Consider the following 26,124-nt stretch of genomic DNA (forward strand, 5'->3'; position numbering starts at 1 on the left):
TTCGCCATCTTTTTCACCTTGGAGCGGACTCGCCCGCGACGCCCGCCCTCAACAGTGCGTGCGCTTCACCAGAACCGTTGAGCAGTCGGCTCTTTCGGGCGCTGATCTGCCAGCCGTCGCGACCTCGCGTCAGCTGAAAGTGGTTGGCCGCCGCCCGCCACACCACCAACGCGTCGTCGCGTCGAACCACCACCAGCGACTCGCACACCGCGACGGCGGTGTCCCCCGAAACCGTCACCGCCACTGGCCCGAGAAAGTGGCTGCACCCGGCCGCCACCAGGCCCTGGTGTCCCTCTGAGCTGACCATGGCGTGGATGTCGGCGCGGCTGGTCATGTGCCAGCCCTCGACGTCGTAGCTACCGTCCTCGGCCCACAGCGCCGACACCCCGTCAGCGTCGCCGGCATCGACCAGCGGGCCGTAGGACGCGATCAACCGGGCGATATCGCGCTCGTCTTCGAGCTGCCGCAGCCGAGCCGCGAGCTCTTCGACGGTGGTCATCCCACCAATTCCTGTAACCGCACCAGCTGCTCGCAGTAGTCCTGCGCCGACCGGGAGGCCACCGTGCACGTCGCTGACGTCGCCCCGGCATCACGCAAGGCGTCCAGTGCCCTCCGTACGCCATCGGGGTCCCCGAGCGGGTCCAATGCGCGCGCCGTGGACAACACGACCTCGAAACCAGTTGGTATCGAGACACTGTCCAGCATCGTGCGTAATGCATCGGGGGCCAGGGCGAAAGGCATCCAGCCCTCGCCCAATTCCACGGCCCGCCGCAGCGAACGCCGGGTCCGCCCGCCGACCCACATCGGCATCCGGTCCTGCTGGGCACACGGATTCACCGACAGACCGGAAAAACTGTAGAACTCACCATGATACGACGGCTCACGGCGCCCCAACGCAGCCCGCAACGCCCGCATGGCATCATCCCCTCGCGGCCCACGATCATCGAAAGGTGCACCGAGCATAGAGAATTCGGCCTCCAGCGACCCGACGCCCACCCCTAGCACGACACGTCCACCGCTGAGCTGGTCCACGGTTCCGTACTGTTTGGCGATCTGCAACGGGTGGTGATATCCCAGCACCACCACCGAGGTCGCCAACCGGATGCGCGACGTGTGTGCGGCCAGAAAACCCAAGGTGGCCACCGGATCCCAGTAAGTGTCACCCCGCACCGCGGCATCAGCCGCCGGCACCACCACGTGCTCGGCGCAGGTCAGGAAGTCGTAGCCGAGGTCATCGGCCGCGGCGGCCACCAGCGCCAGATCCGCTGCGGTTCCGTCGGCCTCCCACGGCGAGGCCACTCCGGGCAACTGCATGACCATTGGCGTGGACAGTCCAAGTTTCATGTCTCTCAACGCTTTCCAGTCAGAGCCATCATCGCCTCATGCGATCCCAGCACTATTTTCGCCCGATCCGGACCACTGCCCCGCTCCACGGCCGGACCGTTGCCACCCGCGATCCACACCGGTCCGTCGCTCAGATGAGCCAGACCTTCGGCCGCGACATCGGCAGGCAATGACACCCGCAGACCCGGCACGTCGAAATTCAGCCCGGCGCGCTCCATTGCCGGTGTCCGGGTCACCCCGAGCACCAGTTCCAGGACGTCGACGCCGAATTCGCGCAATTCCAGCCACAGGCTCTCGGCGAATAACCGCCCGAATGCCTTGACCCCGGTGTAGATCGACTGCGCGTAGGAACCGTAAGCGCCCGCCATGGACCCTACCAACAGCACTCCACCCCGACGCCGGTCCCGCATGAGCCGGGCGAAATGCTGCACCAGCGCCAGCATCGCGGTGACGTTCAGGTCGATGACCCGCTGGAAATCCTCCAGGGGCGCGTCCAGGAATGCCGACCGCACCGTGTTGGCGCCGGCGTTGTAGATCAGCAGGCCCACCTCGACGTCGGAGGTTGCCTCAGTCAGTCGCGAAACAGCCTCGGGGTCAAGCAAATCCAAGGCAAGCTCACGAACCTCGACACCGAGTTCCCGGCAGCCGGCTGCAGTCTCGGCCAGCGGCCCGGGCTTGCGGGCCACCAACACCAGATTGATCCCGGCCTGAGCCAATTGCCGGGCGAACTCGGCACCAACACCTTCCGAACCCCCGGCGATCACCGCCCACGGTCCGTATTTGGCCAGATCGGTCACCGGCTGCTCCTCACGCCTTCTGGGTCAACCCCGCGTCGACGACAAGTTGGGTGCCGGTGATGTAACGGGCCTCGTCGGAGGCCAGGAACACCACCGCATTGCTGATGTCCACCGATTCCACCCACGGCACCGGCAACAGGTTACGCGCGGACAGGACCTCGGCGGCGTCCTGGGCAGTCGGGTTCTCCAGGTCGGGCCGAATCCGTTTGAACGTGGCCTCGTTGAGCACCATGGCGGTGCCGACCGCACCGGGGTGCACAGTGTTGACCCGAATTCGCTTGGGCCCCAGCTCATTAGCCAGGGTACGAGCCAAACCCACCACCGCATGTTTGCTCGACGTGTACGGCGCGGAGTTCGGCGAGCCGCGAAGTCCGTTGGTGGAGCTGATGATTACGACGGACCCGCCGTCGGAGCCGATGTGCGGCACGCAGGCCTTGACGGTGTGCCAGACACCCGTGAGGTTCACCCCGATGATGCGCTGCCAGTCCTCGGGCGTCACCTCCCAGGTCGGAGCCGACGCGGAATGCACCCCGGCGTTGGCCACCACCACATCCAACCGGCCCAACTCGGCGACGCCGGCGTCGACCGCAGCCACCATCTCATCGAGATCCGCCACATTGGCCATGCCGATGAAGCACCGTCGCCCACGCCCGCGAACCGCCTCGGCCAGGGACTCCAAATCCTCTGCAACAGAGGCGACATCCAGCGCGATGACATCGGCGCCCTCGTCGGCGAACCGTTCGCAGTGGATGCGGCCGGTTCCCCGGGCCGCGCCGGTGACGACGACGACCTTGTCGAGCAGACCCGACATCAAGAGGCCTTGGTCAGATCAAATCCCTTGTACCCGGCGGCCGCCACCTCGGCGCAGATGTCGTTGTACACCGAGAAGCCACCGATGAAGAGCATGAAAACGCGTGGCTTACCGGGCACATTGGCACCCAGGTACCACGAGTTCGCCTTGGTGAACAAAGTTCCGTCGGCGCGGCGGGCGAGCTCGGCGTTCCAGTCGTCAACCGCGTCCTCAGTCGCCTCGATCGCGGTGTAGCCGTGCGAGTCCAGGTACCCGATGGCGTCGGCAATCCAGTTCACGTGCGCCTCGGCATGCAGCACCATGTTGGCCAGCACGGCCGGCGCGCCGGGTCCGGACACCATGAACATGTTCGGGAAGCCGTCCACAGCCAAGCCCAGGTAGCTGCGCGGCCCGTGGACCCAGTCGTCCTTGAGCTTCTCGCCTCCGCGGCCGACGATGTCGATGCGCGCCAGCGCACCGGTGAGGGCGTCGAAACCGGTGGCGAAGACGATGGCGTCCAGCTCGAACCGGGCATCGGCAGTGGTGATGCCGGTGGCGTCGATGCGCTGGATCGGGGTCTTGCGAACGCTGACCAGCTTCACGTTCGGCTGGTTGAACGTCTCAAAGTAGTTGCTGTCAGTGCAGATTCGTTTGGTACCGATCGGATGATCGTTCGGGATCAACATGTCCGCGATCTCGGGATCCTCGATGACCGCCCGGACCTTCTCGTCATAGAACTTCTTGGCCTCGGCGTTGGCCACCTCGTCAACCATCTGATCGCTGAAGGTCTTGCTGAACAACACACCGCCCAGCTGCCAACGCTTTTCGAACTCGGCGCGGCGCTCGCTGTCGGACAGCTCCATGGTCAGCTTGGGGTGCGCCAGGTGCGGCGAGCCGCCGCCGCTGCGCCAGGACAACCGACGCCGCTCGCCGTAATGCGCCTTGACCTCATCGGATTGCTCGGCACTGAGCGGCTGGTTGCGCGCAGGCACGGAGAAGTTCGGAGTGCGCTGGAAGACAACGAGTTCGGCGGCCTGCTCGGCCACCAGCGGCACAGTCTGGATGCCCGACGAACCGGTACCGATCACCGCGACGCGCTTGCCGGTGAAGTCCACGCCCTCATGCGGCCAGTTGGCGGTGTGGTACGTCTCGCCGGCGAAGGTCTCGACGCCCGGGATGTCCGGCAGCAGTGGCTCGGACAGCGCCCCGGTGGCCATCACGCAGAACCGGGCCGACACCACATGGCCGGCGTCAGTGGTCACCGTCCAGCGCGACACGGCCTCGTCGAAGACTGCCGAAGCGACTCGGCTGTTCAACCGGATGTCGCGACGCAGGTCGAACCGGTCGGCGACGTGGTTGATGTAGCTCAGGATTTCGGCCTGGGTGGCGTACTTCTCGGTCCAGGTCCAGTCCTGCTGCAGCTCGTCGGAGAACGAGTAGCAGTAGTCGACGCTCTCCACGTCGCACCGGGCGCCCGGGTACCGGTTGTGGTACCAGGTGCCACCCACATCGGGGGCCGCCTCGAACACCACCACCGAATGGCCTTCCGACCGCAGCTTGTGCAGTGCGTAAAGGCCGGCGAACCCGGCACCCACAACAACGACGTCAACCTGATCTGCGCTGCTCACAAGAAAGAAGTTAACCCTGCCCCAAATACCACACTGCGGGGTGTCCCGGTGAACGGGCGACCCGCCGGACCCATCCCGGCCATCGGACCGGCCTGTAACCACGACCGGTGGCGGCCCCGACACTGGCCTCATGACAGACGTGAGCACAACCGTCGCGGTCGATCTCGACGGCCAGACCCACCACCTGAGCTGGCCAAAGGACAAAAGTTTGGTCGACACCATGCTGGACGCCGGCATCGATGTACCCCACTCGTGCCGGGAGGGCCACTGCGGTTCATGCGTGGCAACCCTGGTTTCCGGCAACGTCGACATGGTCGTCTGCGACATCCTCGAACCATCCGATCTGGCCGACGGGTTGATCCTGGCCTGCCAGGCCCGTCCGGTGACCGCCGACGCCCATATCGACTTCGGATAAGGATTTTCGCCCGCTGACCGGGATCAGCTTCCCGGCACCCCGCGGGTGCGGTAAACCATCAGTTAGCCCACCACAGGAGTTAGGACAACGACCATGACCCAGCGGGTTATCGACAAGCTCGGTGACATTGCCGACCAGCTACGCGAACAGGCTTGGGAGGCAGAGAAGTTGGGCCAGCTGCCCGACGAAACAGTCAAGCTGATGAAGACCACGGGCAACATCCGCCTGCTGCAGCCCAAGGAGTACGGCGGCCTGGAGGTCCATCCCCGCGAATTCGCCGAAACCGTCATGGCCACCGCCGCCCTAGACCCCGCCGCGGGCTGGATCAACGGTGTGGTCGGCGTGCACCCCTACCAGCTGGCCTACGCCGACCCGAAGGTCGCCGCCGAAATCTGGGTGACCGATCAGGACACCTGGGTGGCCTCGCCGTATGCGCCGCAGGGTGTGGCCCGCCCCGTTGATGGTGGGTACATCTTCAACGGCCGCTGGCAGTTCAGCTCCGGCACCGACCACTGCGACTGGATCTTCCTGGGCGCCATGCTCGGCGACGACGAGGGCAAGCCCGTCATGCCGCCGCAGATGCTGCACATGATCCTGCCCCGCAGCGACTACGAAATCGTCCAAGACTCCTGGAACGTGGTCGGCCTGCGCGGAACCGGCTCCAAGGACGTCATCGTCAAAGACGCCTTCGTGCCGACCTACCGCACCATGGACGCCACCAAGGTGATGGATGGCCGCGCTCAGGTCGAGGCCGGCATGACCGAAACGCTGTACCTGATGCCGTGGTCGACCATGTTCCCGCTGGGCATTTCGTCCGCCGTCATCGGCATCGCCGAGGGCGCCCTGGCCGCCGCACTCGACTACCAGCGCGAACGAGTCAACTCCAGTGGCGTGGCCATCAAGGACGACCCCTACGTCATGTACGCCATCGGTGAGGCCGCCGCCGACATCAACGCCGCCCGCCAGGAACTGCTGGCCAACGTCGACCGGATCTACGACATGGTCGACGCCGGCAAAGAAGTGTCCTTCGAAGACCGCGCCGCCGGCCGGCGCACCCAGATCCGGTCGGTGTGGCGCGCGGTGTCCGCCGTCGACGAAATCTTCGCCCGCTGCGGCGGCAATGCCACCCGCATGGACAAGCCGTTGCAACGGTACTGGCGAGACGCACACGTCGGCCAAGCCCACGCCATCCACGTCCCCGGCACCACCTTCCACGCGTCGGCGCTGAGCAGCTTGGGCGTCGATCCCCAGGGTCCGCTGCGAGGCATGATCTGACGTGACGGATCTGAAAAGCCTGGGCTATGTGAAGGTCCAGACCGCCGACATCGAGCGCTGGCGCCAATTCGCTTTCGACGTACTGGGTTTCGCACCGAGCAGCGGTCCCGACCCCGACGCCCTGTATCTGCGGATGGATGAGCGGCCCGCGCGCATCATCGTCGTTCCCGCCGATGCCGACCGGATCGTGACCGTCGGCTGGGAAGTGCGTGACGGCGCGGCCCTGCGCCGGGTGCAGGCGTCGCTGGATGCTGCCGGTGTGGCCTGGGAGCAGCTCTCGCAGGGTGACGCCGACGTTCGTCGGGTCGAAGAGGTCATCGCCTTCCCCGACCCCGCCGGCAACTACCTCGAGGTCTTCCACAGCGCGGTGCTGGACCACAGCCCGGTGGTGACCCCGTTCGGCGCCCGCTTCGTCACCGGCAGCATGGGACTGGGCCACGTGGTGATGCCCGCCCAAGACGTCAACGGCCTGTTCGCCTTCTACACCGACGTACTGGGCTTCCTGCCCCGCGGCGCGTTCCGGGTCCCCGCCCCGCCGCAGTTCGGGCCGCTGCGGGTGCGGTTCCTGGGACTGAACGAGAGGCACCACAGCCTGGCCATCTGCCCCGCCGCGACGCTGCGTGACCCCGGCTTGATCCACCTCATGGTCGAAGTCGACACCCTTGACGCCGTCGGGCAGGCCCTCGACCGCGTGAACCGCGACGGCTTCCAGCTGTCTTCGACGCTGGGCCGGCACACCAACGACAAAATGGTGTCGTTCTACGTGCGGTCGCCCGGCGACTGGGACATCGAATTCGGCACCGAAGGGATGCGGGTCGACGAAAGGTATTACACCGCAGAGGAAATCACCGCCGACAGCTACTGGGGCCATGAGTGGACGGGCACTCCTCCGCGCGCCATGCTGCCGTGACCGCTGACGTGACTCCGGTCCCCGCGTCGTCGATTACGACGTGGGACGACGAAGCTGACGTCGTCATCGTCGGTTACGGCATCTCCGGTGCGGCCGCTGCGGTGGAGGCCTCCGCTGCCGGTGCCGACGTACTGGTGGTGGAGCGCACCGGCGGCTGGGGCGGCGCGGCCGCCATGGCCGGTGGCTTCGTTTATCTGGGTGGCGGCACCGCGCTGCAAAAGGCTTGCGGCTTTGATGATTCCGCCGAGAACATGGCCGCTTTCCTGAAGGTCGCCATGGGCCCGGGCGCTGACGAGAACCGGATCGACGACTACTGCGCGGGCAGCGTCGCCCACTACGACTGGCTGGTGCGCTGCGGCGTGCCGTTCAATCCGGTGTTCTGGGGCGAACCAGGCTGGGAGCCGCCCGGCGATCAAGGTCTGATGTACACCGGCGGCGAAAATGCCTTCCCGTACAACACTATTGCTGCCCCGGCGCCTCGCGGGCATGTGCCGGAGATGGCCGACAAGGTGGCCGGCGAACGCAGTGCCGGCTACATGTTGGTCAAGCCGTTGGTGGACACCGCTACCGCGCAGGGAACTCGCGCGGTGTACGACACTCACGTGCAATCGCTGGTCGTCGATGACGGCCGGGTGGTCGGCATCGTCGCGCGCCGCTACAGCGATACCGTCGCGATCAAGGCGCGCCGCGGTGTGGTGCTGGCCTCGGGCAGCTTCGCCTACAGCGACGCGATGGTCGCGCAGTACGCGCCGCGACTCGCGGGGCGTCCGGCGGCCAGCGTCGAGCAGCACGACGGGCGGTCCATCCGGATGGCTCAGGCGCTTGGCGCCGACTTGGCGCACATGGATGCCACCGAGGTGGCGTTCTTCTGCGACCCGCAACAGTTGGTCCGGGGCATCCTGGTCAACGGACGCGGGCAACGCTACATCGCCGAGGACACCTACCCGGGTCGGATCGGCCAGCAGACGCTGTACTACCAAGAAGACACCGTCTACCTGATCATCGATGGCGACGCGCAAGAGGAAGCGACGGCTGCAGTTTCGGCCACTCCGTTCCTGCGCCGCGAGGCCACCTGGGTGTGCGAGACCGTCGCCGAATTGGAGGCCGAAATCGGCTTGCCGACCGGCACGCTGCAGAACACGGTCGCCTATTACAACGAGCACGCGGCCCGGGGAGAGGATCCGCTGCTGCACAAGAAGTCACTGTGGTTGCGGCCGATCGGGTCTCCGGTGGGTGCTATTGATCTGCGGTCCAGCACGGGCGGCTTCACCCTCGGCGGACTGATGACCACGCTGGACGGCCGGGTGCTGCACGTCAGCGGCGAACCGATCCCTGGTTTGTTCGCCGCCGGACGGGCCGCTGCCGGTCTGGCGGCATGGGGTTACGCCAGCGGCGTCTCGCTGGGTGACGGCAGTTTCTACGGACGACGAGCCGGGAAGTCGGCGGCGGCAGGCTAGTCGCCGCCGCACCTCATTACCAGCTCTGAGCTGGCCTTTTAGCTGAGGGTAGTCCCGCATCAGGACGGTGCGGGACTACTCAGCATGCATATATTCACGTCACTTTGAAAGTTCTATGTGACAGCGCCCACCTTCGTGTGATACAAACAGGAATATTACTAATAGTAATATGACCACTCAGCAACGAAGCTCGGAGGCCGAGATGACCGCATCAGTCGAATCCACCACCCCCAGTGCCGTCATCGACCGGGTTTCCCTGGTTCTCGACGCATTCGACGGTCCGGGCCGGCTGACACTTGCTCAGATCGTGCGCCGCACCGGCCTGCCTCGCTCCTCGGCCCACCGCATGCTGGAGCGTCTGGTGCAGCTGCGCTTCTTGCGGCGCAACGGCCGCGACTACGAACTGGGCATGCGCCTGGTCGAACTCGGCTCGCTGGCCGTGCACCAGGATCGGATGCACCGCGCCGCCGGTCCCCTGCTTCACGAACTGCACCGCGCCACCGGACTGGTCGTGCACCTGGCCGTGCTGGACGGCAGCGATGTGGTCTATCTGGAGAAGGTCGGCAACGGCATGATGACGGTGCTGCCGTCGCGCGTCGGCGGCCGTCAGCCGGCGCACTGTACCGCCGTCGGCAAGGCGATTCTGGCCTACAACCAGGACGCCGAAGTCGACCTGATGAGCCGCAAGACCAAATATTCGATCGGCAATCACGCCCAGCTGACCACCGAACTCGCCAAGGTGCGGGCACGAGGCGTGGCCATCGAGCGCGAGGAGTCAGTGCCCGGATTCGGTTGTGTCGCAGCGCCTATCGGCCGGCAGGGCGAGGCAGTTGCCGCCGTATCCGTGTGCGGGCCGATCAACCGCATGGCCTTCGAACAATTGACCGCCCCGGTCCGGATGACCGCCATGGGCATCTGGCGCAACGCCGAAGACTCCCGGGTGGTGCCCACGCTGCAGCCGCTGCGCCCGCTGCGTATGGGTCCGGCCCTGCAGTACGCGTGAGCGTTATGCGAGTTGCGAGCGCGGATCGCGCGTGAGTCTCGACCCACAGATCGCCGGTCTGCTCGACGCACTCAATAGCGCATTTCCGGACCTGCCCTCGATGACGGGCGCCCAGGCGCGGGCCGCAATCCGGGCGCGATACGTCCCACCGGCTGAGCCCGAGCCGGTCGCGTCGGTCACCGATACCGTCGTCACTGGCATCCCGGTGCGGATCTATCGGCCGGAATCGACCGAACCAGTGCCCATCCTGGTGTTCGCGCACGGCGGCGGATTCGTCTTCTGTGACCTCGACACCCACGACGGATTGTGCCGAAGTTTTGCCAACCTGCTTGATTCCGTGGTGATTTCGGTCGACTACCGGCTAGCTCCCGAACGCCGATTCCCCGCCGCGACCGAGGACATGTACACCGTCACCCAATGGGCCGCGGCGCACGCCGCCGAAGTAGGCGGCGACCCCACGCGGTTGATGGTCGGCGGCGACAGCGCAGGCGGCAACCTGGCAGCGGTCACCGCACTGATGACCCGGGACCGAGGCGGCGCGCCTTTGTCCGCACAGGTACTGCTGTACCCGGTACTGGCCGCCGACTTCACCAACAGCTCCTATCGAGACTTCGGCACCGGCTTCTACAACACCGCCACCGCCATGCAGTGGTACTGGGACCAGTACGTCCCCAGCGCCGTCGATCGGGAAAACCCTTACGCAGCGCCACTTCTGGCTGCACATGCCGATCTACCGCCGACCGTGATCGCCATTACCGGGTACGACCCATTGCGTGACGAAGCACTGGCGTACGCTGCTTCATTACGGTCTGCCGGCGTCCCGGTCACCGAATTGCGTTACGACGGCGCCATCCACGGCTTCATGACCATGCCGTCCCTGGACCTGGCTCACCGCGCCCGGCGCGAGGTATGCCAAGCTCTGGGACAGATCCTGTCCCGCTGAACATCAGGAGATCATCATCGGTACCTACGCTGTGACCGGATCGGCTTCCGGTATGGGATACCAAGCAGCACAACGACTGCGCGACCATGGGCACACCGTGATCGGGGTCGATCTCAAGGATGCGGACGTGATCGCCGATCTGTCGACCGCAGCCGGTCGCCGCACGGCCGGTGACGAAGTGCTGAGGCTGTCTGACCATCGGCTGGACGGCGCGGTGCTGGCTGCGGGCATCGGTCCCGGCGACGGTGCTGATCGACCCCGGTTGATCGCACAGATCAATTTCTTCGGTGTCGTTGAGCTGTTGTCTGCTTGGCGGCCGGCGCTCGCGGCGACAGGTCATGCGAAAGTCGTTGCCATAGGCAGTAACTCCACAACCACAACGCCTGTCGTCCCCCGCCGCACCATCGGCGCACTACTGGCCGGCGACGCCGACAAGGCGACCCGGTCGGTCCAGCTCTTCGGTAGCGGGGCGTCAGCCATCATGTACGCGGCATCCAAGATCGCGCTGAGCCGCTGGGTACGGCGCAACGCGGTGACGCCGGAATGGGCCGGCAGTGGCATCCGGCTCAACGCGTTGGCGCCGGGCGCTATCCTGACGCCGCTGTTGCAGGCCCAGCTCGACTCGCCTCGGGAAGGCAAGGCTGTTCGGAACTTCCCGATCCCCAGCGGCGGTTTCGGCGACCCCGGCCAGCTGGCCGACTGGATCATTTTCATGCTGTCCGATGCCGCGGAGTTCCTTTGTGGCAGCATAATTTTCGTCGACGGCGGCACCGATGCCTACTTCCGGCCGGATGGCTGGCCAAAGGCGGTTCCGCTACGTGGCGTGCCCCGGTACCTGTGGAAGTTCCTGCGGTACGGCAAGACGCGATAAATTCTGCCACCGCCAACTCCCGGTCACCGGACACTGCGCGTCCGTCGCGTCGGCCCACTCGCGACAATCAAGGGGCAACGAAAGGATGTGCAGCATGAATAATAGGTTCAGCGACCGCCGAGTCATCGTGACCGGCGCAGGCTCGGGCATCGGCCAGGCCACCGTCGCCCGCTTGCTCGCGGAAGGCGGCACCGTCGTGGCCTGCGATATCTCCGCCGACGGCCTGGCCGTCACCCAAGCCGCGGCCGACAAGGCCGGTACCGCAGCACGATTGACCACCAAGGTGCTCGACATCTCGTCCGAGGACGACGTTCGGACCACCGTGGATGCCGCCATCGCGGAGCTCGGTGGCCTGGAGGTTCTGGTCAACGTCGCGGCCATCCAGACCTGCTCACACACCCACGAAACCACCCTGGCCGACTGGAACCGCACCATCACGGTGAACCTGACCGGCACTTTCCTGATGACCCGTCAAGCGCTACCCGCGCTGCTGGCCTCCAAGCGCGGTGTGGTCATCAACTTCACCTCCACCTCGGCGAACTACGCACACCCATACATGGCCGCTTATGCCGCCAGCAAGGGCGGCATCCTGAGCTTCACCCATTCACTTGCCCTCGAGTACTCAAAGCAGGGTCTGCGTGCGGTGAACATCCAGCCGGGCGGCGTGTCGACCGCACTGGCCAACACCACGATGGACAAGATGCCCGAGGGCACCGACTACAGCCTGTGGGCCAAGCAGACCCCGCTGCTGCACGGCGAGGAGAGCGAGATCCTCGGCGATCCAAGCGCTGTGGCCGCAGTGGTTGCCATGGCGGCGTCCGATGACGGTGCGTTCATCACCGGCACTGAAATCCGGATCGACGGCGGCGCACACGCCTGACGCTTCCGCGGGTGCTCAGCAGACAGAGTCTGCAATGCGCACTCAGCGCACGACGACGTCGCTGGGCACCCGCGGGTCACCAAGCATCGCCCGGTGCGAGGGCGGGGTTCGACCGCCTTCGTCGGTGATGCCGTAGCGCTGCGCCTCCTCGGCGGCGATCAGGGTCTGGCCACTGATCTCGGGCAGGTCCGGATCGTTGAACAGGGCATTGATGACATGCCCGGTGAATTCCGGGGTTTCGAAATTCCCCGCAGCCCTGGCCAATGTCTCCGGATCGAAAGAGCTCTTGAATTTCTCCGTGAGCAGGATGCCCATCCAGATCGAAAGCGTCGAGACCCCGGTGCCGTGGAAGTCGACGGCCATGTCGGCCGCCATCTTGTCGATGCCGGCCTTCTGAGCTCCATAAGCAGGTCCATGCATATAACACACAGCCCCCGGTGACGAGGTGAAGGCGATCAGCCCTCGGTCCTGGGCAACCAGCAGCGGCGCCGCGTACCAGGACGCCACGTAGGCCGATCGCAGCCCGACGTCGAGCACATCGCCCAACCCAATGGGCTTCTCCCAGAACGGCTTTGGGTCAACGAGGTTGTCGTGCACGACCGCGGCATTGTTGACCAACAGGTCGAGTCGGCCGCTCTCGTCGGCCACCCGCTTGAACAGTGCGCCCACCGCGTCGTCGTCGCGATGGTCAACCGGCACGGCGATACCGCCGTCGCCCGGGTCCACCACAGTGCGGCCAGTCAGGTACACCGTCCATCCGTCGGCGACCAACGCGGCCGCGATGCCCTTGCCTGCTCCCCTGCTGGCTCCGGTGACCACCGCAACCCGGCGTTCTGAACTCATCGGGCTATGGTGCCACGCGCACATCTTCGTCGACGACGCCGCTGTCGACTGACGCATCGTCGACGACGCCACTGTCGACTGACGCATCGTCGACGATCGGCAGGCTGCCGGCCGCCACCGCGGCCGCGATGGACTCCCGCAGTTGGCCACACATCAGGAAAATCCGGCCGGGCAGCTGCTCAGCCCGCCGACGTTCCTCGCACAACCCGGATGCCTGCGCGTCCCACTGCACACTGGTCTGCTGCCAACTGCTCTTGCGCACCAAAACCTCTGCGCCACAATGACGGCAGGCCACCGGCACCATCGGCATGTCGGCCAACCGGTTGTCCGGCCGCGCAGTCATCAGACCGACTCCGCCGTCCGCGCTGCCAGGTTGGCCTCGATCTCCTTCGCCCACGCCTCGCGTGGGCTTGTGGTGTCCAACTCGTATTCGAAGCGGTCCACCATGTCCGCGGTCACTTCGGCGACATCGACGTAGAACTGCTCGTACCAGCGCCGCAGCTGGTAGACGGGGCCGTCCTCTTCGACCAGCAGCGGGTTGTCGATGCGGGCCTTGTTCTTCCAGATCTGGACATCCTGTTCGAAGCCCATCTTCACCCAGTCGCCGAGCGCGATGGCGGTCGCCATGGCCGCATCTTCGGGCAGTGCCGCCGACTTCTTGACGATGATTCCGTACTGCAGCACAAAGGAATTCGCGTCGATCGGGTAATGGCAGTTGATCAGGACGGTGTGGTGATCGGCCTCGGTGTAGTGGTACGTCAGGTCGTCGATCATGAATGACGGCCCGTAATACGACGCCACCGAGGTGGTGCCCAGCATGCGCTCGCTCTCCGTACCCTGCATGTCGGCGCGGCCCGAGCTGTTCATGTACTGCGTGGCCACGTGGCCTTCGAAGATGTTCTTGAAGTGCGACGGCATCGAGCCGTGAATGTAGAAGAAGTGCGCCATGTCGACGACGTTGTCGATGATCTCGCGGCAGTTAATGTTGACAACTGTTGTGTACCAATGCCAATCGGTCCATTCGTCGCTGCTGGCGCCCTCGATCCGCGGAATAGTCACCTCCGCCGGCGGCGGGTTTCCTGCCGGATCGTTCCAGACGAAGAGCATGCCGTCCTGCTCCAGGGTGGTCCATTTCGCGGTGCGGGCCAACTTCGGGGTCCGCTTGGCGTATGGCACCTTCTTGCAGCGGCCGTCGCCACCCCACCGCCAGTCGTGGAACGGGCAGGCGATCTCATTGCCCTTGACGGTGCCCTGGCTCAGGTCGCCGCCCATGTGCCTGCAGTAGCTGTCCAACACACTGAGCTGGCCGTCGCCAGCGCGGAACACCACGAGCTTTTGACCGAAGGCGTTGATCGAGTGGGGTTTTCCGTCGCCGAGATCCTTGGTCAGGCCCAGGCAGTGCCACCCCCGGGCGAACCGCGTCGGTGCCGCTACTGCTTCGATCTGGCGGATTTCGTTGGTGTTCTCCAGCGTCATCTGGCGGACCATCCTCACGTTGAAAGGGTGCCTTCAGGTCTAACAGCAGCGGGGCCGGGAGCGCACCTATTATCCCGCTGGCAGGGATGGCTGTGCCGCGAATTCGCGCCGTCGCCATACCCTCGATAGCCGTGACGAACTCTGCGACAGCCACGATTCCGTTCGGTCTCGAGATCGCCGACACGACCGTTGATCTGCTGGTGGTGGGCTCGGGTACCGGGTTGGCCGCTGCCCTCAGCGGGCACGAATCCGGACTGAACGTGCTGGTCGTCGAAAAATCGACCGACGTTGGTGGGTCCACTGCACGTTCCGGTGGTGCACTGTGGCTGCCGGCAAGCCCACTGTTGGCCGCCGACACCATGGCCCGGGCCGAAACGTATCTGGATGCGGTCGTTGCCGGGAGCGCGCCCGCGGCCCGCTCGGCCGGGTTCCTCAAGCACGTCAGCGCAACGGTGGACATGTTGCGGCGCAGCACCCCGATGCGACTGTTCTGGGCGCGCGAGTACTCCGACTACCACCCGGAGTACCCGGGCGGGACCGCTGCCGGCCGCACTTGCGAATGTCGTCCACTGGATGCCTCGGTGCTGGGCCAATATCGATCCCGACTGCGTGGCGGTCTGATGGAGGCCGCGCTGCCGATGCCGACCACAGGCGCAGACTACAAATGGATGAACCTGATGGCCCGCAAGCCGTCGAAAGGCTTGCCGCTCATCATCAAACGGCTGGCTCAGGGCATCGGCGGCAAGGCGCTTGGCCGCGAATACATCGCCGGCGGTCAGGCGTTGGCAGCTGGACTGTTCGCCGGCGCGCTGAAGGCCCGCATCCCGATCTGGACGTCGACGTCGCTGGTGCGGCTCACCGGGGACGGCAATCGGGTGACCGGCGCGGTGCTGATCCATGACGGCCGCGAGGTGACCGTCACCGCCCGCCGCGGAGTGGTGCTGGCCGCCGGCGGTTTCGACCATGACATGGCGATGCGACACAAGTACCAGTCCGAGTCGCTGCGCGACCATGAGAGCCTCGGGGCCGATTCCAACACCGGTGAGGCAATCCGCGCCGCAACCGATCTCGGCGCAGCCACTGCCTTGATGGATCAGGCCTGGTGGTTCCCCGCAGTCGCTTCGGTCAATGGCCGGCCGCCCGCGGTGATGCTGGCCGAACGGTCGCTGCCCGGCTCGTTGATCGTCGATCAGGACGGCAAGCGGTTCGCCAACGAGTCCGGCGACTACATGTCGTTCGGCCGGCGCGTGCTGGAGCTCGAACGTGCGGGCACGGCGGTTGAGTCGATGTGGATCGTGTTCGACCAGAAGTACCGCAACAGCTATGTCTTTGCCGCCGAGACGTTTCCGCGGATGCCGCTACCGGCATCGTGGTACGACGCCGGGATCGCCGCCAAAGCCGATACCTACGCTGAGCTTGCCGCCCAGATCGGCTTGCCCACAATGGAATTCGTACAGACTATGACGCGGTTCAATGAAAGCGCGGCAGCGGGCATCGACCCGGACTTCCACCGTGGGCAAAGCGCCTACGACCGCTACTACGGCGACCCGACAGTGACGCCGAACCCCAACCTGCGGCCGCTGACCAACGGGCCGTTCTACGCAGTGAAGATGACGCTGAGCGACCTGGGCACCTGCGGTGGTCTGGTCGCCGACGAGCGGGCCCGGGTGCACCGCGAGGACGGCGCCGTCATCGACGGGCTGTATGCGATCGGCAATACCGCAGCCAACGCCTTCGGTGCGGTGTACCCCGGCGCGGGCGCGACCATCGCCCAGGGACTGGTCTACGGCTACATCGCCGGCCGCGACGCGGCCGGAAAAGCCTAACGCGGGCAACGGGATATCATCGCGACGTCCGCTTGCCCGGCGACTGCCGAAACGACGCGGCGTAATCGACGGCAGCCCCGACCACCACGCCGAAGGACTCGGGGCTGTCCATCGCATAGGTGAGCATGGCGCCGCCCTGGTGCGCGGCCACCATCACCGCGGCGAGATGGCGGGGGTCAGCGTCGGACGTCAGTTCTCCCTTGCGGCGCATGGCGGTGAATCCGGATTGGAACAGGCTTAACCACCGGCCGTAGCCGGCGGCCAGATCGTCGAGCACCTCTTCGTCGGATTCCAGCAATTCACCGACCAGCGATCCGTACACGCACCCACCTTTGAGATAGACCGGGTCGACGTCGGCGACAGCGGCCGAAGCCCAAGCCCGCAGCGCGGCAACCGAATCCAGAGCCGCCATAGGTGACTGAGTATGGAACGCCAGGACGTCGCTGGTCCGCGAGGCAATGACCTGCCGGGTCAGATCGCGCTTGTCGGTGAAGTAGTGGCCGAGTTGCGAGCCGCTCACCCCGGCTGCCCGACGTACATCATCGAGGCTGGTCCCGACGACACCCTGGACGAACATCAGCTTGGCGGCATTGTCGACGATGCGGGCACGGGTCACCAAGCCCTTGCGAGTGAATCGTTCGTGCTCATCGGAATCCATTACGCCGGAACGGATTTCCTGCCGGCTTCGCGCCCGCCTGGGGCGGCGCGGCACCCGCTCGGCCGGGTCGGCGGCGAACCGGCGCAGGTTGTTGACCGCAAACCGCAGGGCGTCGGTCAGCGGCCACTCCTGGCGGAAGGTGAAGGTCATGGTGCCACCGCCCTGATGCGCCGCCACCAGCACCAGCGCCAGATCGGCCGGGCGGGCTTTGGCCACCAGGACACCACGATCCTTCATCTGCTGCAGCGATCGCTCGAACAGCGCGATCCACCGCTGGTATCCGAGTCCCAGTGTGGCGCGGGTTGATTCGTCCGACTTGATCAGTTGCCCGGCCAGCGCATGGTAGGTCGGGGTTCCGACGTACCCGATGCGGCGAAGGTAGCGAACGTTGCGGTCGATCCAGCGTTCGTAGTCGCCGAAGGTTTCGAAGCCGCCGAGTTGAGGTTGGCGGTGAAAGTCCAGCACCACCTCGATCTGCCGATCGAGCACCGCGCGGATCAATGCTTGCTTGTCGTCGTAGTAATAGCTGAGTTGCGATCCGCTGACCGCTGCGGCACTGCGCACCTTGTCCATGCTCAGTCCGGACAGCCCCTCGGCGAGGATCACCTCGGCAGCGGACTGCAGAATCCGTTGTCGGGTAGCGCGCCCCTTCGCGGTATGCCGCCTCTCGGCACTCGGATCTGCAGTGACCATCAACCATTCAGGCTACTCCGGTGATGGTCAGCCTCAGGTCAGATGTTTGGCCAGAAATGCCCGAATCAGCGCTGCCACCTCGTCGAGCGCTGATTCGAGCAGGAAGTGTCCGCCATCAAGCAGGTGCACGTCAGCATCCGGCAGATCCGTGGCGAACGCCTCAGCTCCGGCAGGCCCGAAGATCTCGTCGCCGCGGCCCCACACCGCCAGCAGCGGTACCCCCGTGGCACGGAAGTACTCGTGCACCCGTGGGTACATCGGCGCATTCGTCGCGTAGTCGCGAAAAAGTGCCAACTGGACCAGATCGTTGCCCGGACGGGAGAGCAGCGCATAGTCGTGGTGCCAGGATTCGGGATTCAGCAGCGTCGGATCGGTAACCCCGGTGACGTACTGCCAACGCGTCGCCTCCAGGCTGAGGAACGCACGTACCGGCGCCTCGGTCTCGGGAGTCGGGTCATTCTGGTAGTCCCACACCGTCTTCCAGAAGCTCTCGACGAATCCCGCATCGTAAGCGTTGCCGTTCTGGCTGATGATCGCAGTCACCGCGGTGGGCTCGGCCAACGCCAGCCGCCAGCCTATCGGCGCCCCGTAGTCCTGGACATACATCGCGTATTTGTCGACGCCCAGGCTACGCAACAAACCACTAGTCAGGGCCGCGAGCCCGTCGAAGGTGTAGTCGAACTCGCCGGCCGGCGGCGCGTCGGACAATCCGAATCCCAGATGGTCCGGGGCGATCACCCGGTACCGGTCAGCCAGGGCCGGGACCAACTCCCGAAACATATATGAACTGGTCGGAAAACCATGCAGCAGGACCACCGCCGGGGCCTCTTTATCTCCGGCCTCCCGGTAGAACAACTGATGCCCGTCGACGGTCGCGTAGCGGTGATGAACTTTTGCCATGGAAACTCCATTCCCCGATATCGCATTTATGGGATACACAGCCCATTATGCCGGAATCCCCCACCTCACACCAGAAGCAGATACCTAACCCACAGGAAACACCCAGTGCACCAAAGACATTGACCACAGCCGACCTATTGTCTATGTTTGGGTTGCTCCACCCAATATGGGTATTCACTCCCGCCCCAGCATCCTCGACGGCAACACAAGGAGCACTCTCGTGAGTACGTCGCTACACGGCAAGAAGGTCCTGGTCATCGGACGCGGCTCCGGAATCGCCAGGGCCATCACGCTGCTGGCCCGGTCCGAGGGCGCCGATGTGGTGTGGCCGGGCGCGACCAAGCCAAGCTGGCCACCGCGTACGACGATCCCGGGATCACCGCAGAGGTCGTCGACGTCACCGACGACACGTCCATCGCCGCTCTTGCCGAGCGGATCGGCAGCGTCGACCATGTGGTCTCTACCGCCTCAGCCCGCGCCCGTGGCACGCTGCCGGAACTGCAGCGAGAGACCTTCTCGCAGAAGGCGGACGCAGCTGACCTGACCGTGCTGGCCGCGGTTCAGCGACCCATCTCGGCAACCTGCATCCAGCAGCCGGTATCAGAGCCGGGCTGGCATCGACTACCCACCTGGTACCTGCAGGCCGATCAGGACCGCATGATCAATCCACTGACGCAGGCCTTCATGGCCAAGCGAATGGGAGCGCAGGTGCGGCCGCACCAGGTGGACCACGCCCCGCTGCTCACCGCACCGAACGCGGTGTACGACGTCATCATCGAGGCGCTTCAGACGGTATCGAGCTGAGCCGCAAGGTGTACCAGGTCGGTGGCGATCAGGTCCGGTTGCGGTAGCCCCTCGGCAGGCAGCGGCGCATTGCCCAGGCGGGTGATCAACGCACCACCGAACCCGGCGGCCTGCGCGCCGATGGTGTCCCAGACATGAGCGGCGACCATCATGCAGGCACCGGCCTGTACTTCCAACTGCCGCGCCACCTCGAGATATAGCGGAGTTGCCGGTTTGAACAGCCGGGACTGGTCCACGCTGAACTGCTGCTCGAAATGGTGGGCCAGCCCGGCATTCTCCAAAGGTGTTGCAGCACCCGGTATATGCGGTGAATTGGTCAGGGTGACCAGCCGATAGCCGGCCGCACGCAACGCGGTCAGCCCAGCATCGACATCGGGATGTGCCGGCATGGTCCGCATGCCGGTGGCCAACGCATCGAAGTCGTCGGGCTCGATCTCGACGCCGTGGATGTCGGCGATCATGTGCAGCACCGCTCGCCCCAGTGAGAAGAAATCGACATAGCAGCCTGACAAGGTCGCCGTCATCGAATAGGTAACCAGCTGACCGAACCATTCGCGCAGCACGGCAGGATCACCGAACATCCGCCCGAACTGCACCGCAAGCGATTCGATGTCGATGAGCGTCTCGTTAACGTCGAAAACCAGGACGGCAGGTCGACTGGAAGCCACACACTCATTCTGGGTGGTACAGCCCAGAATGAAAAGGGCTGAGGCTAGCCCTCCCGGCCGCCCTGAACCTGACGCTCGACCTCTCGCCACAGGCCCGGCGTCGAACTCGGATGGCCCGCAACACCTTTAGCGGCCTGCTTCAGCACGGCGGCGGCTTCGTCGATGTCCTTCATCAACTCCAGCGCGAACTCCCGCTCGGCTGCGTAATATTTGGCAGCCCACCGCAGTGCGATCACCGAATACGCCCAGACCGGTTGAGCTTTCGCGCCCTCAGAGTCTTCGGCGGCCCGCCGTTCCATCGTCTCGCAATAAGTTATGTGCTCTTCCAATAGCTCTTTGAGGCGCGTCGGGTCGCTGAGATGGCCAAAAGTGACCCGCAGCAGCACACTGTGCTTGAGCACCGGCGGGTCGACCGGAGCATTATTGGTCCAGTCCGCTACCGCATCCATACCGGCGGCAGTGATCTTGTAGAGGCGCCGGCTGCGCAGTCCCTCGTCCTGCTCGACCCGGGACTCCAGGTAGCCGAGCCCCTCCAGCTTCTTCAGCTCGGTGTAAATCTGACTGTAGGACGGACTCCAGTAGTAGAGCCCCACGCTCCAGTCGATCCACTTCTTGATGTCGTAGCCGCTGAGTTCCTCTTCATAGGAGAGCATCCCGAGCAGCGTCCAACTCGTCGCCGCAAGCGACGACTTGCCGTTCGGATCCTTAGCTACCACCGCCCTAGCGTAACAACACTGGTAAATGGCTGTATGTCCCGAAGACCACTGGTCGGGACGGCGCGTCCGCCTTCCACCCGCAGGGAGTTTGCTTACCGCCGGCCCTCATCGGGTGGCGCGTCCCGCAGCATGCGCACCGACAGGCGTGGCAGTCGCTGCCCCGGCTGCCGCGAGAAGCTGTACTCCCAGGACAGCCCACCCCAGAGCTGCCAACCCCGGTACCGCGCCACCAGGCACAGCGCGGCACCAGCCAGTGTTGCGACCGCAGCGCCACCACGTACACCCGTGTACCAGAACACGCAGACCAGGGCGCTGGCCACCATCGCACTGGTCGCATACAACGTATTGCCACCGAAAATCTGCGGCACTCGACGCGCGGTGACGTCCCTCAGGGTGCCGCCTCCGACCGCCGTGATGGTGCCCAACATCAACGCCGGAACCCAGCCCAACCCGAGGGCCAGGGTCTTCTGCGCGCCGGCTGTCGCCCAGCACCCCAGTGCCAGGGCATCGATATAGGCCAGCACCGTAGTCCAGACATGGCCGCGTATCGGCACCAGAAACGCGACCACTGCACCGAGCACGGCACACGCCATGTAGCGGATGTCGGTCAGTGCGACCGGAGGGCCGTGCTGCAGCAACGTATCCCGGATGATGCCGCCGCCCAACCCGGACAACGACGCCAGCGTGAGGAATCCGATGGGATCCATCCGCTCCTCGCGGGCGATGATGCCACCGAGTACAGCATTGGTCGCCACGCCCACCAAGTCGATGACGTGGAACCACTGCCCGAGCGCCGACACGACGAAAGTTACTCGGGCAGACGCAGTTCGGGCTTCTCCACCTCTTCGATGTTGACATCTTTGAAGGTGATGACACGGACCTGTTTGACGAACCGCGCCGGCCGGTACATGTCCCAGACCCAGGCATCGGCCAGGCGGAGCTCGAAGTACACCTCGCCGTCGGCGTTGCGCGGAATCAGCTCGACACTGTTGGCCAGGTAGAAACGGCGCTCGGTCTCCACGACATAGCTGAACTGCCCGACGATGTCCTTGTACTCGCGGTACAGCGAGAGCTCCATCTCGGTCTCATATTTTTCGAGGTCCTCGGCGCTCATCGGCTCAGACTCATCAGTTCAGCGGTCCTTCGGTTGGTACGGCCACGGTTGGCGGTGGCGTCTTGTCCATGTGTGGTGTTGTCCATTTTCCCCTACCCGGAACGGCAGCGCTGTCCTATTGCCGGGTTGGTCACGAGCTTACGGACGTTGGCGAACGAGAAGCGGTGCTGCGGGCACGGCCCGAGTTCGCCCAGTGCGGCGGCGTGAGCAGCGGTGCTGTACCCCTTGTGATCGGCGAACCCGTATCCCGGATGTTCGTCGTCCATCTCGACCATCAGCCGGTCGCGGCTGACTTTGGCCAGCACACTGGCCGCCGCGATGCACGCGGCCGCGGCGTCCCCACCGACCACCGGCAGGGACGGCACCGGCAGACCTGGCACCCGGAATCCGTCGGACAGCACATAGCCGGGACGCATGGGCAGACCGGCGACGGCTCGGCGCATGCCCTCGATGTTGGCCACGTGCACACCCCGGCGGTCCACCTCGACCGACGGGATGAAAACCACGTGATAAGCCAGCGCGTAGCGCCGGATCAACGGAAACAGCCGTTCCCGTTCGGCCTCCGTCAATTTCTTCGAATCATCAAGGGCCGAAAGGCTTTCCAGCCGATTGGGCCCCAGTACACAGGCGGCCACGACCAGCGGTCCGGCGCATGCTCCGCGACCGACCTCGTCGACCCCGGCAACCGGACCCAGCCCGCTGCGGTACAGCGCGGATTCCAGGGTGCGCAGGCCTGAGGACTTGCGGATGACGGTCCTCGGCGGCCAGCCAGCCGACGAGCGCTCGTGCGAGGAGGAAGCGACCCCCGACGAGCGCCCGCGCGAGGAGGAGACCACCCCGGACAACGCGACTGCCTTAGTTGCCGGTCTGCGGATCGAACGTCTTGACCATGCCCCAACGCGATGGCGGCCAGGCGATGAACCGGGCTTTGCCGATCACATTGCCCACCGGAACAGTGCCCGCGGTCGGGTCACCGGTGCATTTGAGGCCCTTCATGGCATCGGCAGGTGAGTCCGTGCAGTGGGCGCGGGAGTCTGCCGAGTGAGTGCGGTTGTCGCCCATCACCCAGATCCGCCCGGCCGGCACCTTTACCGGGCCAAAATCAGGACCCAGGCATGGCTCTACGGCAGGGTCGACCATCAAGGTGGCCGGGTCGAGATAGGGCTCGTCGAGCTTCTTGCCGTCGACGGTCAACCCGGTCGTCGCCCGGCATTGCACCGTCTGCCCACCGACCGCGATTACGCGCTTGACCAGGTCATTCTCATCGGGCGGCACGAAGCCGATAATCGAGAGTGCATTCTGAATCCACCGGATGGTGGGGTTGTCCGAACGAATCGACTTGTAGCCGATGTTCCAGTTGGGCGGACCCTTGAAGACCACCACGTCACCCGGTTCAGGCTGGCCGAACCGATAGGTGATCTTGTCGACCATGATCCGGTCACCGACGCAGCCAGTGCAGCCGTGCAGCGTCGGCTCCATGGATTCGGAGGGAATCAGGTAGGGGCGCGCCACAAATGTCAGCATGACGTAGTACAGCACCACGGCGATGGTGACCAAGATCGCGCCCTCACGCAGGGCTGCGAATCTGGGCTTCGAGTCGGCGGCATTACCGCCGACCTTCGCGTCGGTGTTGGTGGCCCCGTCAGAAGCCGTGGCCTCGTCCGAAGTAGCGGCCTCGTTCGAGGCAGTGGTCTCGTCGCTGGATCCGGTCACGGATTCAGCGCTTCTCCTTGATCTTTGCCTTCTTGCCGCGCAGCTCACGCAGGTAGTAGAGCTTGGCGCGACGCACGTCACCGCGGGTGACGACATCGATGTGGTCAATGTTGGGCGAGTGCACCGGGAAGGTGCGCTCGACGCCGACGCCGTAGCTCTCCTTGCGGACGGTGAAGGTCTCGCTGATGCCACCGCCCTGACGGCGGATCACGACGCCCTTGAACACCTGAACACGGTGCTTGTTGCCCTCGATGACCTTGACGTGCACGTTGAGGGTGTCGCCGGGGTTGAAGGCCGGGATGTCGTCGCGCAGCGACGCCTGGTCGACGAAGTCCAGCGTTTTCATCGGTGACACTTCCTTGCTAGCTCGCGGCCGCAGTCGCCTGTCGGAATTCGACGCGACGCCGGGCCAATCTCTTTACGGACGTTCTTGGTGTGGATGCCGCAGCTGGTGAGGACACATCCGTAAGGACGCGATCCACGCACCTAGCGCAGACAACTGCTCAATTGTGCCAGATGGGTGCCATGTGACGAAATCGCGATGCCAGCACGTCCGCCGATGGGCGCCGGCCCGTTCCGCTCACCACTGCTCTTACGTTGGCCTGGCCCGTCTTCACAGCTAAAAAGCATCACACATCACACCCAACACCGCCGCGCACGCGTCACAACGATGCTAATGACCGATTACTCTTATCAACCGGGAAACTGCACGTGAACAACCGTCGGAGCCCTGCGTTGGCACACCAGGCCCGTACCAGGCAAGGAGGACCATGCGACCGCGGCCCGCGAAGCTGCTGACCATCACCGCGTTCATTACGGCTGCGGTGACGTTCACGGCTGGCTGCGAGGCGAAGGTCTATGGTGCGCCGCCAAGGCACCCTGATCTGACCGTCGTTCCGATCGGCACCGTTGTGGCCCTGCCGGACGCCCCCTCCCGAGAAACCCTCCCCTCCGCCCTGACGGGCTTGGACACTCGGGAACACCAGGCCACCGACAACGCTGCGAATTCGGGGGCGACCATCAGCTCCGCGGTGCTGGACCGCAACACCGGACAGTTGATCACCAACGGCGACAACTCACCTATGCCCATCGCGTCGGTGGCCAAGCTGTTCATCGCCGACGATCTGCTGCTGCAGGAGGCGAAGGGCCAGACCACGCTGAGCACCTCCGATGGCCAGGCGCTCGACACCATGCTGCGCTCGTCCGACGACTCGGCCGCCGAGTCCTTCTGGAGCCGTAGCGGAGGCAACGACATCATCACCCGGGTGGCCGCTCGCTATGGGCTGACCGGGACATCCGTACCGTACGACGGTCACTGGTGGAACACCATGAGCACGGTCAGCGATCTGGTGCGGTACTACGACCAGCTGCTCAACGGCACCGGTGGGCTGCCTGCGGAGCGCGCCGGCATGATTCTGTCCGATCTGGCCCAGTCCACGGCCTCGGGCTCTGACGGCTATCCGCAGCGGTTCGGCATTCCGGACGGCCTGTACGGCGAGCCGGTCGCGGTGAAACAGGGCTGGATGCCGGACTGGAATGGCAACAACTGGATGCACATCTCGACCGGGGTGATCGGCGCGGACCGTCGCTACGTCATGGCGATCGGCTCGTTGCAGCCCACCGATGACGTCGGCGCCCGAGCCGCCATCACCAACGCTGTCAAGACCATGTTCCCCGGCGGCCGAATCAGCTAGTCCTGCAACGCTTCCGGGCCCAAGAGGTCAGGCCTGCGTTCTCGGGTGCGCTGTAGTCCCTGTTCGCGACGCCACGCGGCGACCTTGGCATGGTCCCCGGACAGCAATACCGGCGGCACCTCCAGATCACGCCAGGTCGGCGGTCGGGTATAGCTCGGCCCCTCCAGCACTCCCCCGACGTGCGCCGAGTGTGAATCATCTTGGTGGGAGACCGGATTGCCCAACACTTCGGGCATCAACCGAACCACTGCTTCGATCATCACCAGTGCCGCGGACTCACCGCCCGGCAGCACATAGTCGCCGATCGACACTTCCTCAACACGCATCCGGCGAGCTGCGTCGTCGGCCACCCGTTGATCGATACCCTCATAGCGCCCGCAGGCGAACACCAGGTGCGACTCGCTGGACCAGCGCTGGGCGTCTTCCTGGGTGAACAGCCTGCCGGCGGGGGTGGGAACCACCAAAATGGTTTCCGAAGAACAGATTTCGTCCAGGGCGGCACCCCAGACCGGAGCCTTCATCACCATTCCCGGACCGCCGCCATACGGCGAGTCGTCGACGGACTTGTGTACGTCGTGGGTCCACCTGCGCAGGTCGTGCACACCGAGTTCGACGATGCCATTGGCGATTGCCTTGCCCGGCAAGGACTGCCGTAGCGCATCGAGATAGGCCGGAAAGATGGTGACGACGTCAATACGCATGCGCC

General features: G+C 65.1%; 28 protein-coding genes and 1 pseudogene. 11 read left to right on the top strand and 18 right to left on the bottom strand.

The genetic code is table 11. The features are described from left to right. Positions 1–13: 13 nt before the first annotated feature. From M2432_RS13500 to M2432_RS13520, 5 genes are read right to left on the bottom strand one after another with little or no spacing between them, the layout of a single operon-like run. Complete coding sequence (locus M2432_RS13500; RefSeq protein ID WP_280827311.1) at positions 14–499, bottom strand: nuclear transport factor 2 family protein; 486 nt, start codon at positions 497–499, stop codon at positions 14–16. Next, positions 496–1,344 (bottom strand): TIGR03619 family F420-dependent LLM class oxidoreductase, encoded by an 849-nt coding sequence (locus M2432_RS13505; RefSeq protein WP_280827312.1) that lies wholly within the window; start codon positions 1,342–1,344, stop codon positions 496–498. The genes M2432_RS13500 and M2432_RS13505 overlap by 4 nt, the downstream gene beginning before the upstream one ends. 5 nt (positions 1,345–1,349) lie before the next feature. After that, positions 1,350–2,141, bottom strand: a complete 792-nt coding sequence (locus M2432_RS13510; RefSeq protein WP_280827313.1) for an SDR family NAD(P)-dependent oxidoreductase — start codon at positions 2,139–2,141, stop codon at positions 1,350–1,352. Positions 2,142–2,151: 10 nt separating this feature from the next. Beyond that, positions 2,152–2,952 (bottom strand): mycofactocin-coupled SDR family oxidoreductase, encoded by an 801-nt coding sequence (locus M2432_RS13515; RefSeq protein WP_280827314.1) that lies wholly within the window; start codon positions 2,950–2,952, stop codon positions 2,152–2,154. Then, complete coding sequence (locus tag M2432_RS13520; protein ID WP_280827315.1) at positions 2,952–4,559, bottom strand: NAD(P)/FAD-dependent oxidoreductase; 1,608 nt, start codon at positions 4,557–4,559, stop codon at positions 2,952–2,954. Before M2432_RS13520 ends, M2432_RS13515 begins: the two co-directional genes overlap by 1 nt. 130 nt (positions 4,560–4,689) lie before the next feature. On the opposite strand from M2432_RS13520, the gene M2432_RS13525 reads away from it, so the two are divergent. From M2432_RS13525 to M2432_RS13560, 8 genes are all read left to right on the top strand, one after another. Then, the gene (locus M2432_RS13525) at positions 4,690–4,974 is read left to right on the top strand and encodes a 2Fe-2S iron-sulfur cluster binding domain-containing protein (protein WP_280827316.1); all 285 of its coding nucleotides are present in this window, start codon (positions 4,690–4,692) and stop codon (positions 4,972–4,974) included. A gap of 93 nt (positions 4,975–5,067) precedes the next feature. Then, complete coding sequence (locus M2432_RS13530) at positions 5,068–6,249, top strand: acyl-CoA dehydrogenase family protein (protein ID WP_280827317.1); 1,182 nt, start codon at positions 5,068–5,070, stop codon at positions 6,247–6,249. 1 nt (position 6,250) lies between these two features. Further along, positions 6,251–7,159, top strand: coding sequence for a VOC family protein (locus M2432_RS13535; RefSeq protein WP_280827318.1), 909 nt, complete (start codon positions 6,251–6,253; stop codon positions 7,157–7,159). Next, positions 7,156–8,616, top strand: coding sequence for an FAD-dependent oxidoreductase (locus M2432_RS13540; RefSeq protein WP_280827319.1), 1,461 nt, complete (start codon positions 7,156–7,158; stop codon positions 8,614–8,616). The genes M2432_RS13535 and M2432_RS13540 overlap by 4 nt, the downstream gene beginning before the upstream one ends. Positions 8,617–8,818: 202 nt before the next feature. Beyond that, the gene (locus M2432_RS13545) at positions 8,819–9,619 is read left to right on the top strand and encodes an IclR family transcriptional regulator (RefSeq protein ID WP_280827320.1); all 801 of its coding nucleotides are present in this window, start codon (positions 8,819–8,821) and stop codon (positions 9,617–9,619) included. A gap of 31 nt (positions 9,620–9,650) precedes the next feature. After that, entirely contained in the window at positions 9,651–10,562 is a 912-nt protein-coding gene (locus M2432_RS13550) for an alpha/beta hydrolase (protein ID WP_280827321.1), read from the top strand. A gap of 16 nt (positions 10,563–10,578) precedes the next feature. Next, on the top strand, positions 10,579–11,433 hold the full coding sequence (locus tag M2432_RS13555) for an SDR family oxidoreductase (protein ID WP_280827354.1): 855 nt from the start codon (positions 10,579–10,581) through the stop codon (positions 11,431–11,433). Positions 11,434–11,527: 94 nt separating this feature from the next. Next, entirely contained in the window at positions 11,528–12,313 is a 786-nt protein-coding gene (locus tag M2432_RS13560) for an SDR family oxidoreductase (protein ID WP_280827322.1), read from the top strand. Between the two features lie 42 nt (positions 12,314–12,355). Here M2432_RS13560 and M2432_RS13565 read toward each other — a convergent pair whose 3' ends face one another. From M2432_RS13565 to M2432_RS13575, 3 genes are read right to left on the bottom strand one after another with little or no spacing between them, the layout of a single operon-like run. Continuing rightward, positions 12,356–13,156, bottom strand: coding sequence for an SDR family NAD(P)-dependent oxidoreductase (locus M2432_RS13565; RefSeq protein ID WP_280827323.1), 801 nt, complete (start codon positions 13,154–13,156; stop codon positions 12,356–12,358). Positions 13,157–13,160: 4 nt separating this feature from the next. Beyond that, entirely contained in the window at positions 13,161–13,499 is a 339-nt protein-coding gene (locus M2432_RS13570; RefSeq protein WP_280827324.1) for a ferredoxin, read from the bottom strand. Beyond that, entirely contained in the window at positions 13,499–14,632 is a 1,134-nt protein-coding gene (locus M2432_RS13575) for a Rieske 2Fe-2S domain-containing protein (RefSeq protein WP_280827355.1), read from the bottom strand. Before M2432_RS13575 ends, M2432_RS13570 begins: the two co-directional genes overlap by 1 nt. An 86-nt stretch (positions 14,633–14,718) precedes the next feature. Here M2432_RS13575 and M2432_RS13580 point away from each other — a divergent pair, with 86 nt between their 5' ends. Then, positions 14,719–16,458, top strand: coding sequence for a 3-ketosteroid-delta-1-dehydrogenase (locus tag M2432_RS13580; protein ID WP_280827325.1), 1,740 nt, complete (start codon positions 14,719–14,721; stop codon positions 16,456–16,458). Positions 16,459–16,474: 16 nt separating this feature from the next. On the opposite strand, the gene M2432_RS13585 is transcribed toward M2432_RS13580, so the two are convergent. Then, complete coding sequence (locus tag M2432_RS13585; protein WP_280827326.1) at positions 16,475–17,809, bottom strand: TetR/AcrR family transcriptional regulator; 1,335 nt, start codon at positions 17,807–17,809, stop codon at positions 16,475–16,477. Positions 17,810–17,842: 33 nt separating this feature from the next. After that, positions 17,843–18,709, bottom strand: coding sequence for an alpha/beta hydrolase (locus M2432_RS13590; RefSeq protein WP_280827327.1), 867 nt, complete (start codon positions 18,707–18,709; stop codon positions 17,843–17,845). 324 nt (positions 18,710–19,033) lie between these two features. On the opposite strand from M2432_RS13590, the gene M2432_RS13595 reads away from it, so the two are divergent. Continuing rightward, positions 19,034–19,513, top strand: a complete 480-nt coding sequence (locus M2432_RS13595; RefSeq protein ID WP_280827328.1) for an alpha/beta fold hydrolase — start codon at positions 19,034–19,036, stop codon at positions 19,511–19,513. On the opposite strand, the gene M2432_RS13600 is transcribed toward M2432_RS13595, so the two are convergent. The 7 genes and pseudogenes from M2432_RS13600 to rplS all read right to left on the bottom strand — a co-directional run bounded on the left by M2432_RS13600 (position 19,495) and on the right by rplS (position 24,070). Continuing rightward, a complete protein-coding gene (locus tag M2432_RS13600) occupies positions 19,495–20,181 on the bottom strand; it encodes a haloacid dehalogenase type II (protein WP_280827329.1) in 687 nt (228 codons plus the stop codon). The genes M2432_RS13595 and M2432_RS13600 overlap by 19 nt on opposite strands. A gap of 44 nt (positions 20,182–20,225) precedes the next feature. Beyond that, the gene (locus M2432_RS13605; protein WP_280827356.1) at positions 20,226–20,834 is read right to left on the bottom strand and encodes a PadR family transcriptional regulator; all 609 of its coding nucleotides are present in this window, start codon (positions 20,832–20,834) and stop codon (positions 20,226–20,228) included. Between the two features lie 155 nt (positions 20,835–20,989). After that, positions 20,990–21,697: a trimeric intracellular cation channel family protein gene (locus M2432_RS13610; RefSeq protein WP_280827330.1), complete on the bottom strand. Its 708-nt coding sequence runs from the start codon at positions 21,695–21,697 to the stop codon at positions 20,990–20,992. 8 nt (positions 21,698–21,705) lie between these two features. After that, positions 21,706–22,011 carry a DUF2469 domain-containing protein gene (locus tag M2432_RS13615; protein WP_003893809.1) on the bottom strand — a complete coding sequence of 102 codons (306 nt, stop codon included), beginning with the start codon at positions 22,009–22,011 and terminating at the stop codon, positions 21,706–21,708. A 128-nt stretch (positions 22,012–22,139) separates the two neighbouring features. Continuing rightward, positions 22,140–22,778, bottom strand: a pseudogene (locus M2432_RS13620) (ribonuclease HII); the annotation flags it as partial. An 88-nt stretch (positions 22,779–22,866) separates the two neighbouring features. Then, positions 22,867–23,724 carry a signal peptidase I gene (gene lepB, locus M2432_RS13625; RefSeq protein ID WP_280827331.1) on the bottom strand — a complete coding sequence of 286 codons (858 nt, stop codon included), beginning with the start codon at positions 23,722–23,724 and terminating at the stop codon, positions 22,867–22,869. A gap of 4 nt (positions 23,725–23,728) precedes the next feature. Beyond that, entirely contained in the window at positions 23,729–24,070 is a 342-nt protein-coding gene (gene rplS / locus M2432_RS13630) for a 50S ribosomal protein L19 (RefSeq protein WP_280827332.1), read from the bottom strand. Positions 24,071–24,494: 424 nt separating this feature from the next. Here rplS and M2432_RS13635 point away from each other — a divergent pair, with 424 nt between their 5' ends. Continuing rightward, the gene (locus tag M2432_RS13635; protein ID WP_280827333.1) at positions 24,495–25,418 is read left to right on the top strand and encodes a serine hydrolase; all 924 of its coding nucleotides are present in this window, start codon (positions 24,495–24,497) and stop codon (positions 25,416–25,418) included. Here M2432_RS13635 and trmD read toward each other — a convergent pair. After that, the gene (gene trmD / locus M2432_RS13640; RefSeq protein WP_280827334.1) at positions 25,415–26,119 is read right to left on the bottom strand and encodes a tRNA (guanosine(37)-N1)-methyltransferase TrmD; all 705 of its coding nucleotides are present in this window, start codon (positions 26,117–26,119) and stop codon (positions 25,415–25,417) included. The two genes, M2432_RS13635 and trmD, sit on opposite strands and share 4 nt — an antisense overlap. Between the last annotated feature and the right edge of the window lie 5 nt (positions 26,120–26,124).

This window comes from Mycobacterium sp. OTB74, assembly GCF_029892685.1.
Lineage (GTDB): Bacteria > Actinomycetota > Actinomycetes > Mycobacteriales > Mycobacteriaceae > Mycobacterium.

Coding starts and splice junctions, on each gene's coding strand:
- M2432_RS13500 (WP_280827311.1), bottom strand. CDS start 499: ATGACCACCGTCGAAGAGCTCGCGGCTCGGCTGCGGCAGCTCGAAGAC.
- M2432_RS13505 (WP_280827312.1), bottom strand. CDS start 1,344: ATGAAACTTGGACTGTCCACGCCAATGGTCATGCAGTTGCCCGGAGTG.
- M2432_RS13515 (WP_280827314.1), bottom strand. CDS start 2,952: ATGTCGGGTCTGCTCGACAAGGTCGTCGTCGTCACCGGCGCGGCCCGG.
- M2432_RS13525 (WP_280827316.1), top strand. CDS start 4,690: ATGACAGACGTGAGCACAACCGTCGCGGTCGATCTCGACGGCCAGACC.
- M2432_RS13530 (WP_280827317.1), top strand. CDS start 5,068: ATGACCCAGCGGGTTATCGACAAGCTCGGTGACATTGCCGACCAGCTA.
- M2432_RS13545 (WP_280827320.1), top strand. CDS start 8,819: ATGACCGCATCAGTCGAATCCACCACCCCCAGTGCCGTCATCGACCGG.
- M2432_RS13560 (WP_280827322.1), top strand. CDS start 11,528: ATGAATAATAGGTTCAGCGACCGCCGAGTCATCGTGACCGGCGCAGGC.
- M2432_RS13565 (WP_280827323.1), bottom strand. CDS start 13,156: ATGAGTTCAGAACGCCGGGTTGCGGTGGTCACCGGAGCCAGCAGGGGA.
- M2432_RS13570 (WP_280827324.1), bottom strand. CDS start 13,499: ATGACTGCGCGGCCGGACAACCGGTTGGCCGACATGCCGATGGTGCCG.
- M2432_RS13575 (WP_280827355.1), bottom strand. CDS start 14,632: ATGACGCTGGAGAACACCAACGAAATCCGCCAGATCGAAGCAGTAGCG.
- M2432_RS13580 (WP_280827325.1), top strand. CDS start 14,719: ATGGCTGTGCCGCGAATTCGCGCCGTCGCCATACCCTCGATAGCCGTG.
- M2432_RS13585 (WP_280827326.1), bottom strand. CDS start 17,809: ATGGTCACTGCAGATCCGAGTGCCGAGAGGCGGCATACCGCGAAGGGG.
- M2432_RS13590 (WP_280827327.1), bottom strand. CDS start 18,709: ATGGCAAAAGTTCATCACCGCTACGCGACCGTCGACGGGCATCAGTTG.
- M2432_RS13605 (WP_280827356.1), bottom strand. CDS start 20,834: ATGCTCTCCTATGAAGAGGAACTCAGCGGCTACGACATCAAGAAGTGG.
- M2432_RS13615 (WP_003893809.1), bottom strand. CDS start 22,011: ATGAGCGCCGAGGACCTCGAAAAATATGAGACCGAGATGGAGCTCTCG.
- rplS (WP_280827332.1), bottom strand. CDS start 24,070: ATGAAAACGCTGGACTTCGTCGACCAGGCGTCGCTGCGCGACGACATC.
- M2432_RS13635 (WP_280827333.1), top strand. CDS start 24,495: ATGCGACCGCGGCCCGCGAAGCTGCTGACCATCACCGCGTTCATTACG.
- trmD (WP_280827334.1), bottom strand. CDS start 26,119: ATGCGTATTGACGTCGTCACCATCTTTCCGGCCTATCTCGATGCGCTA.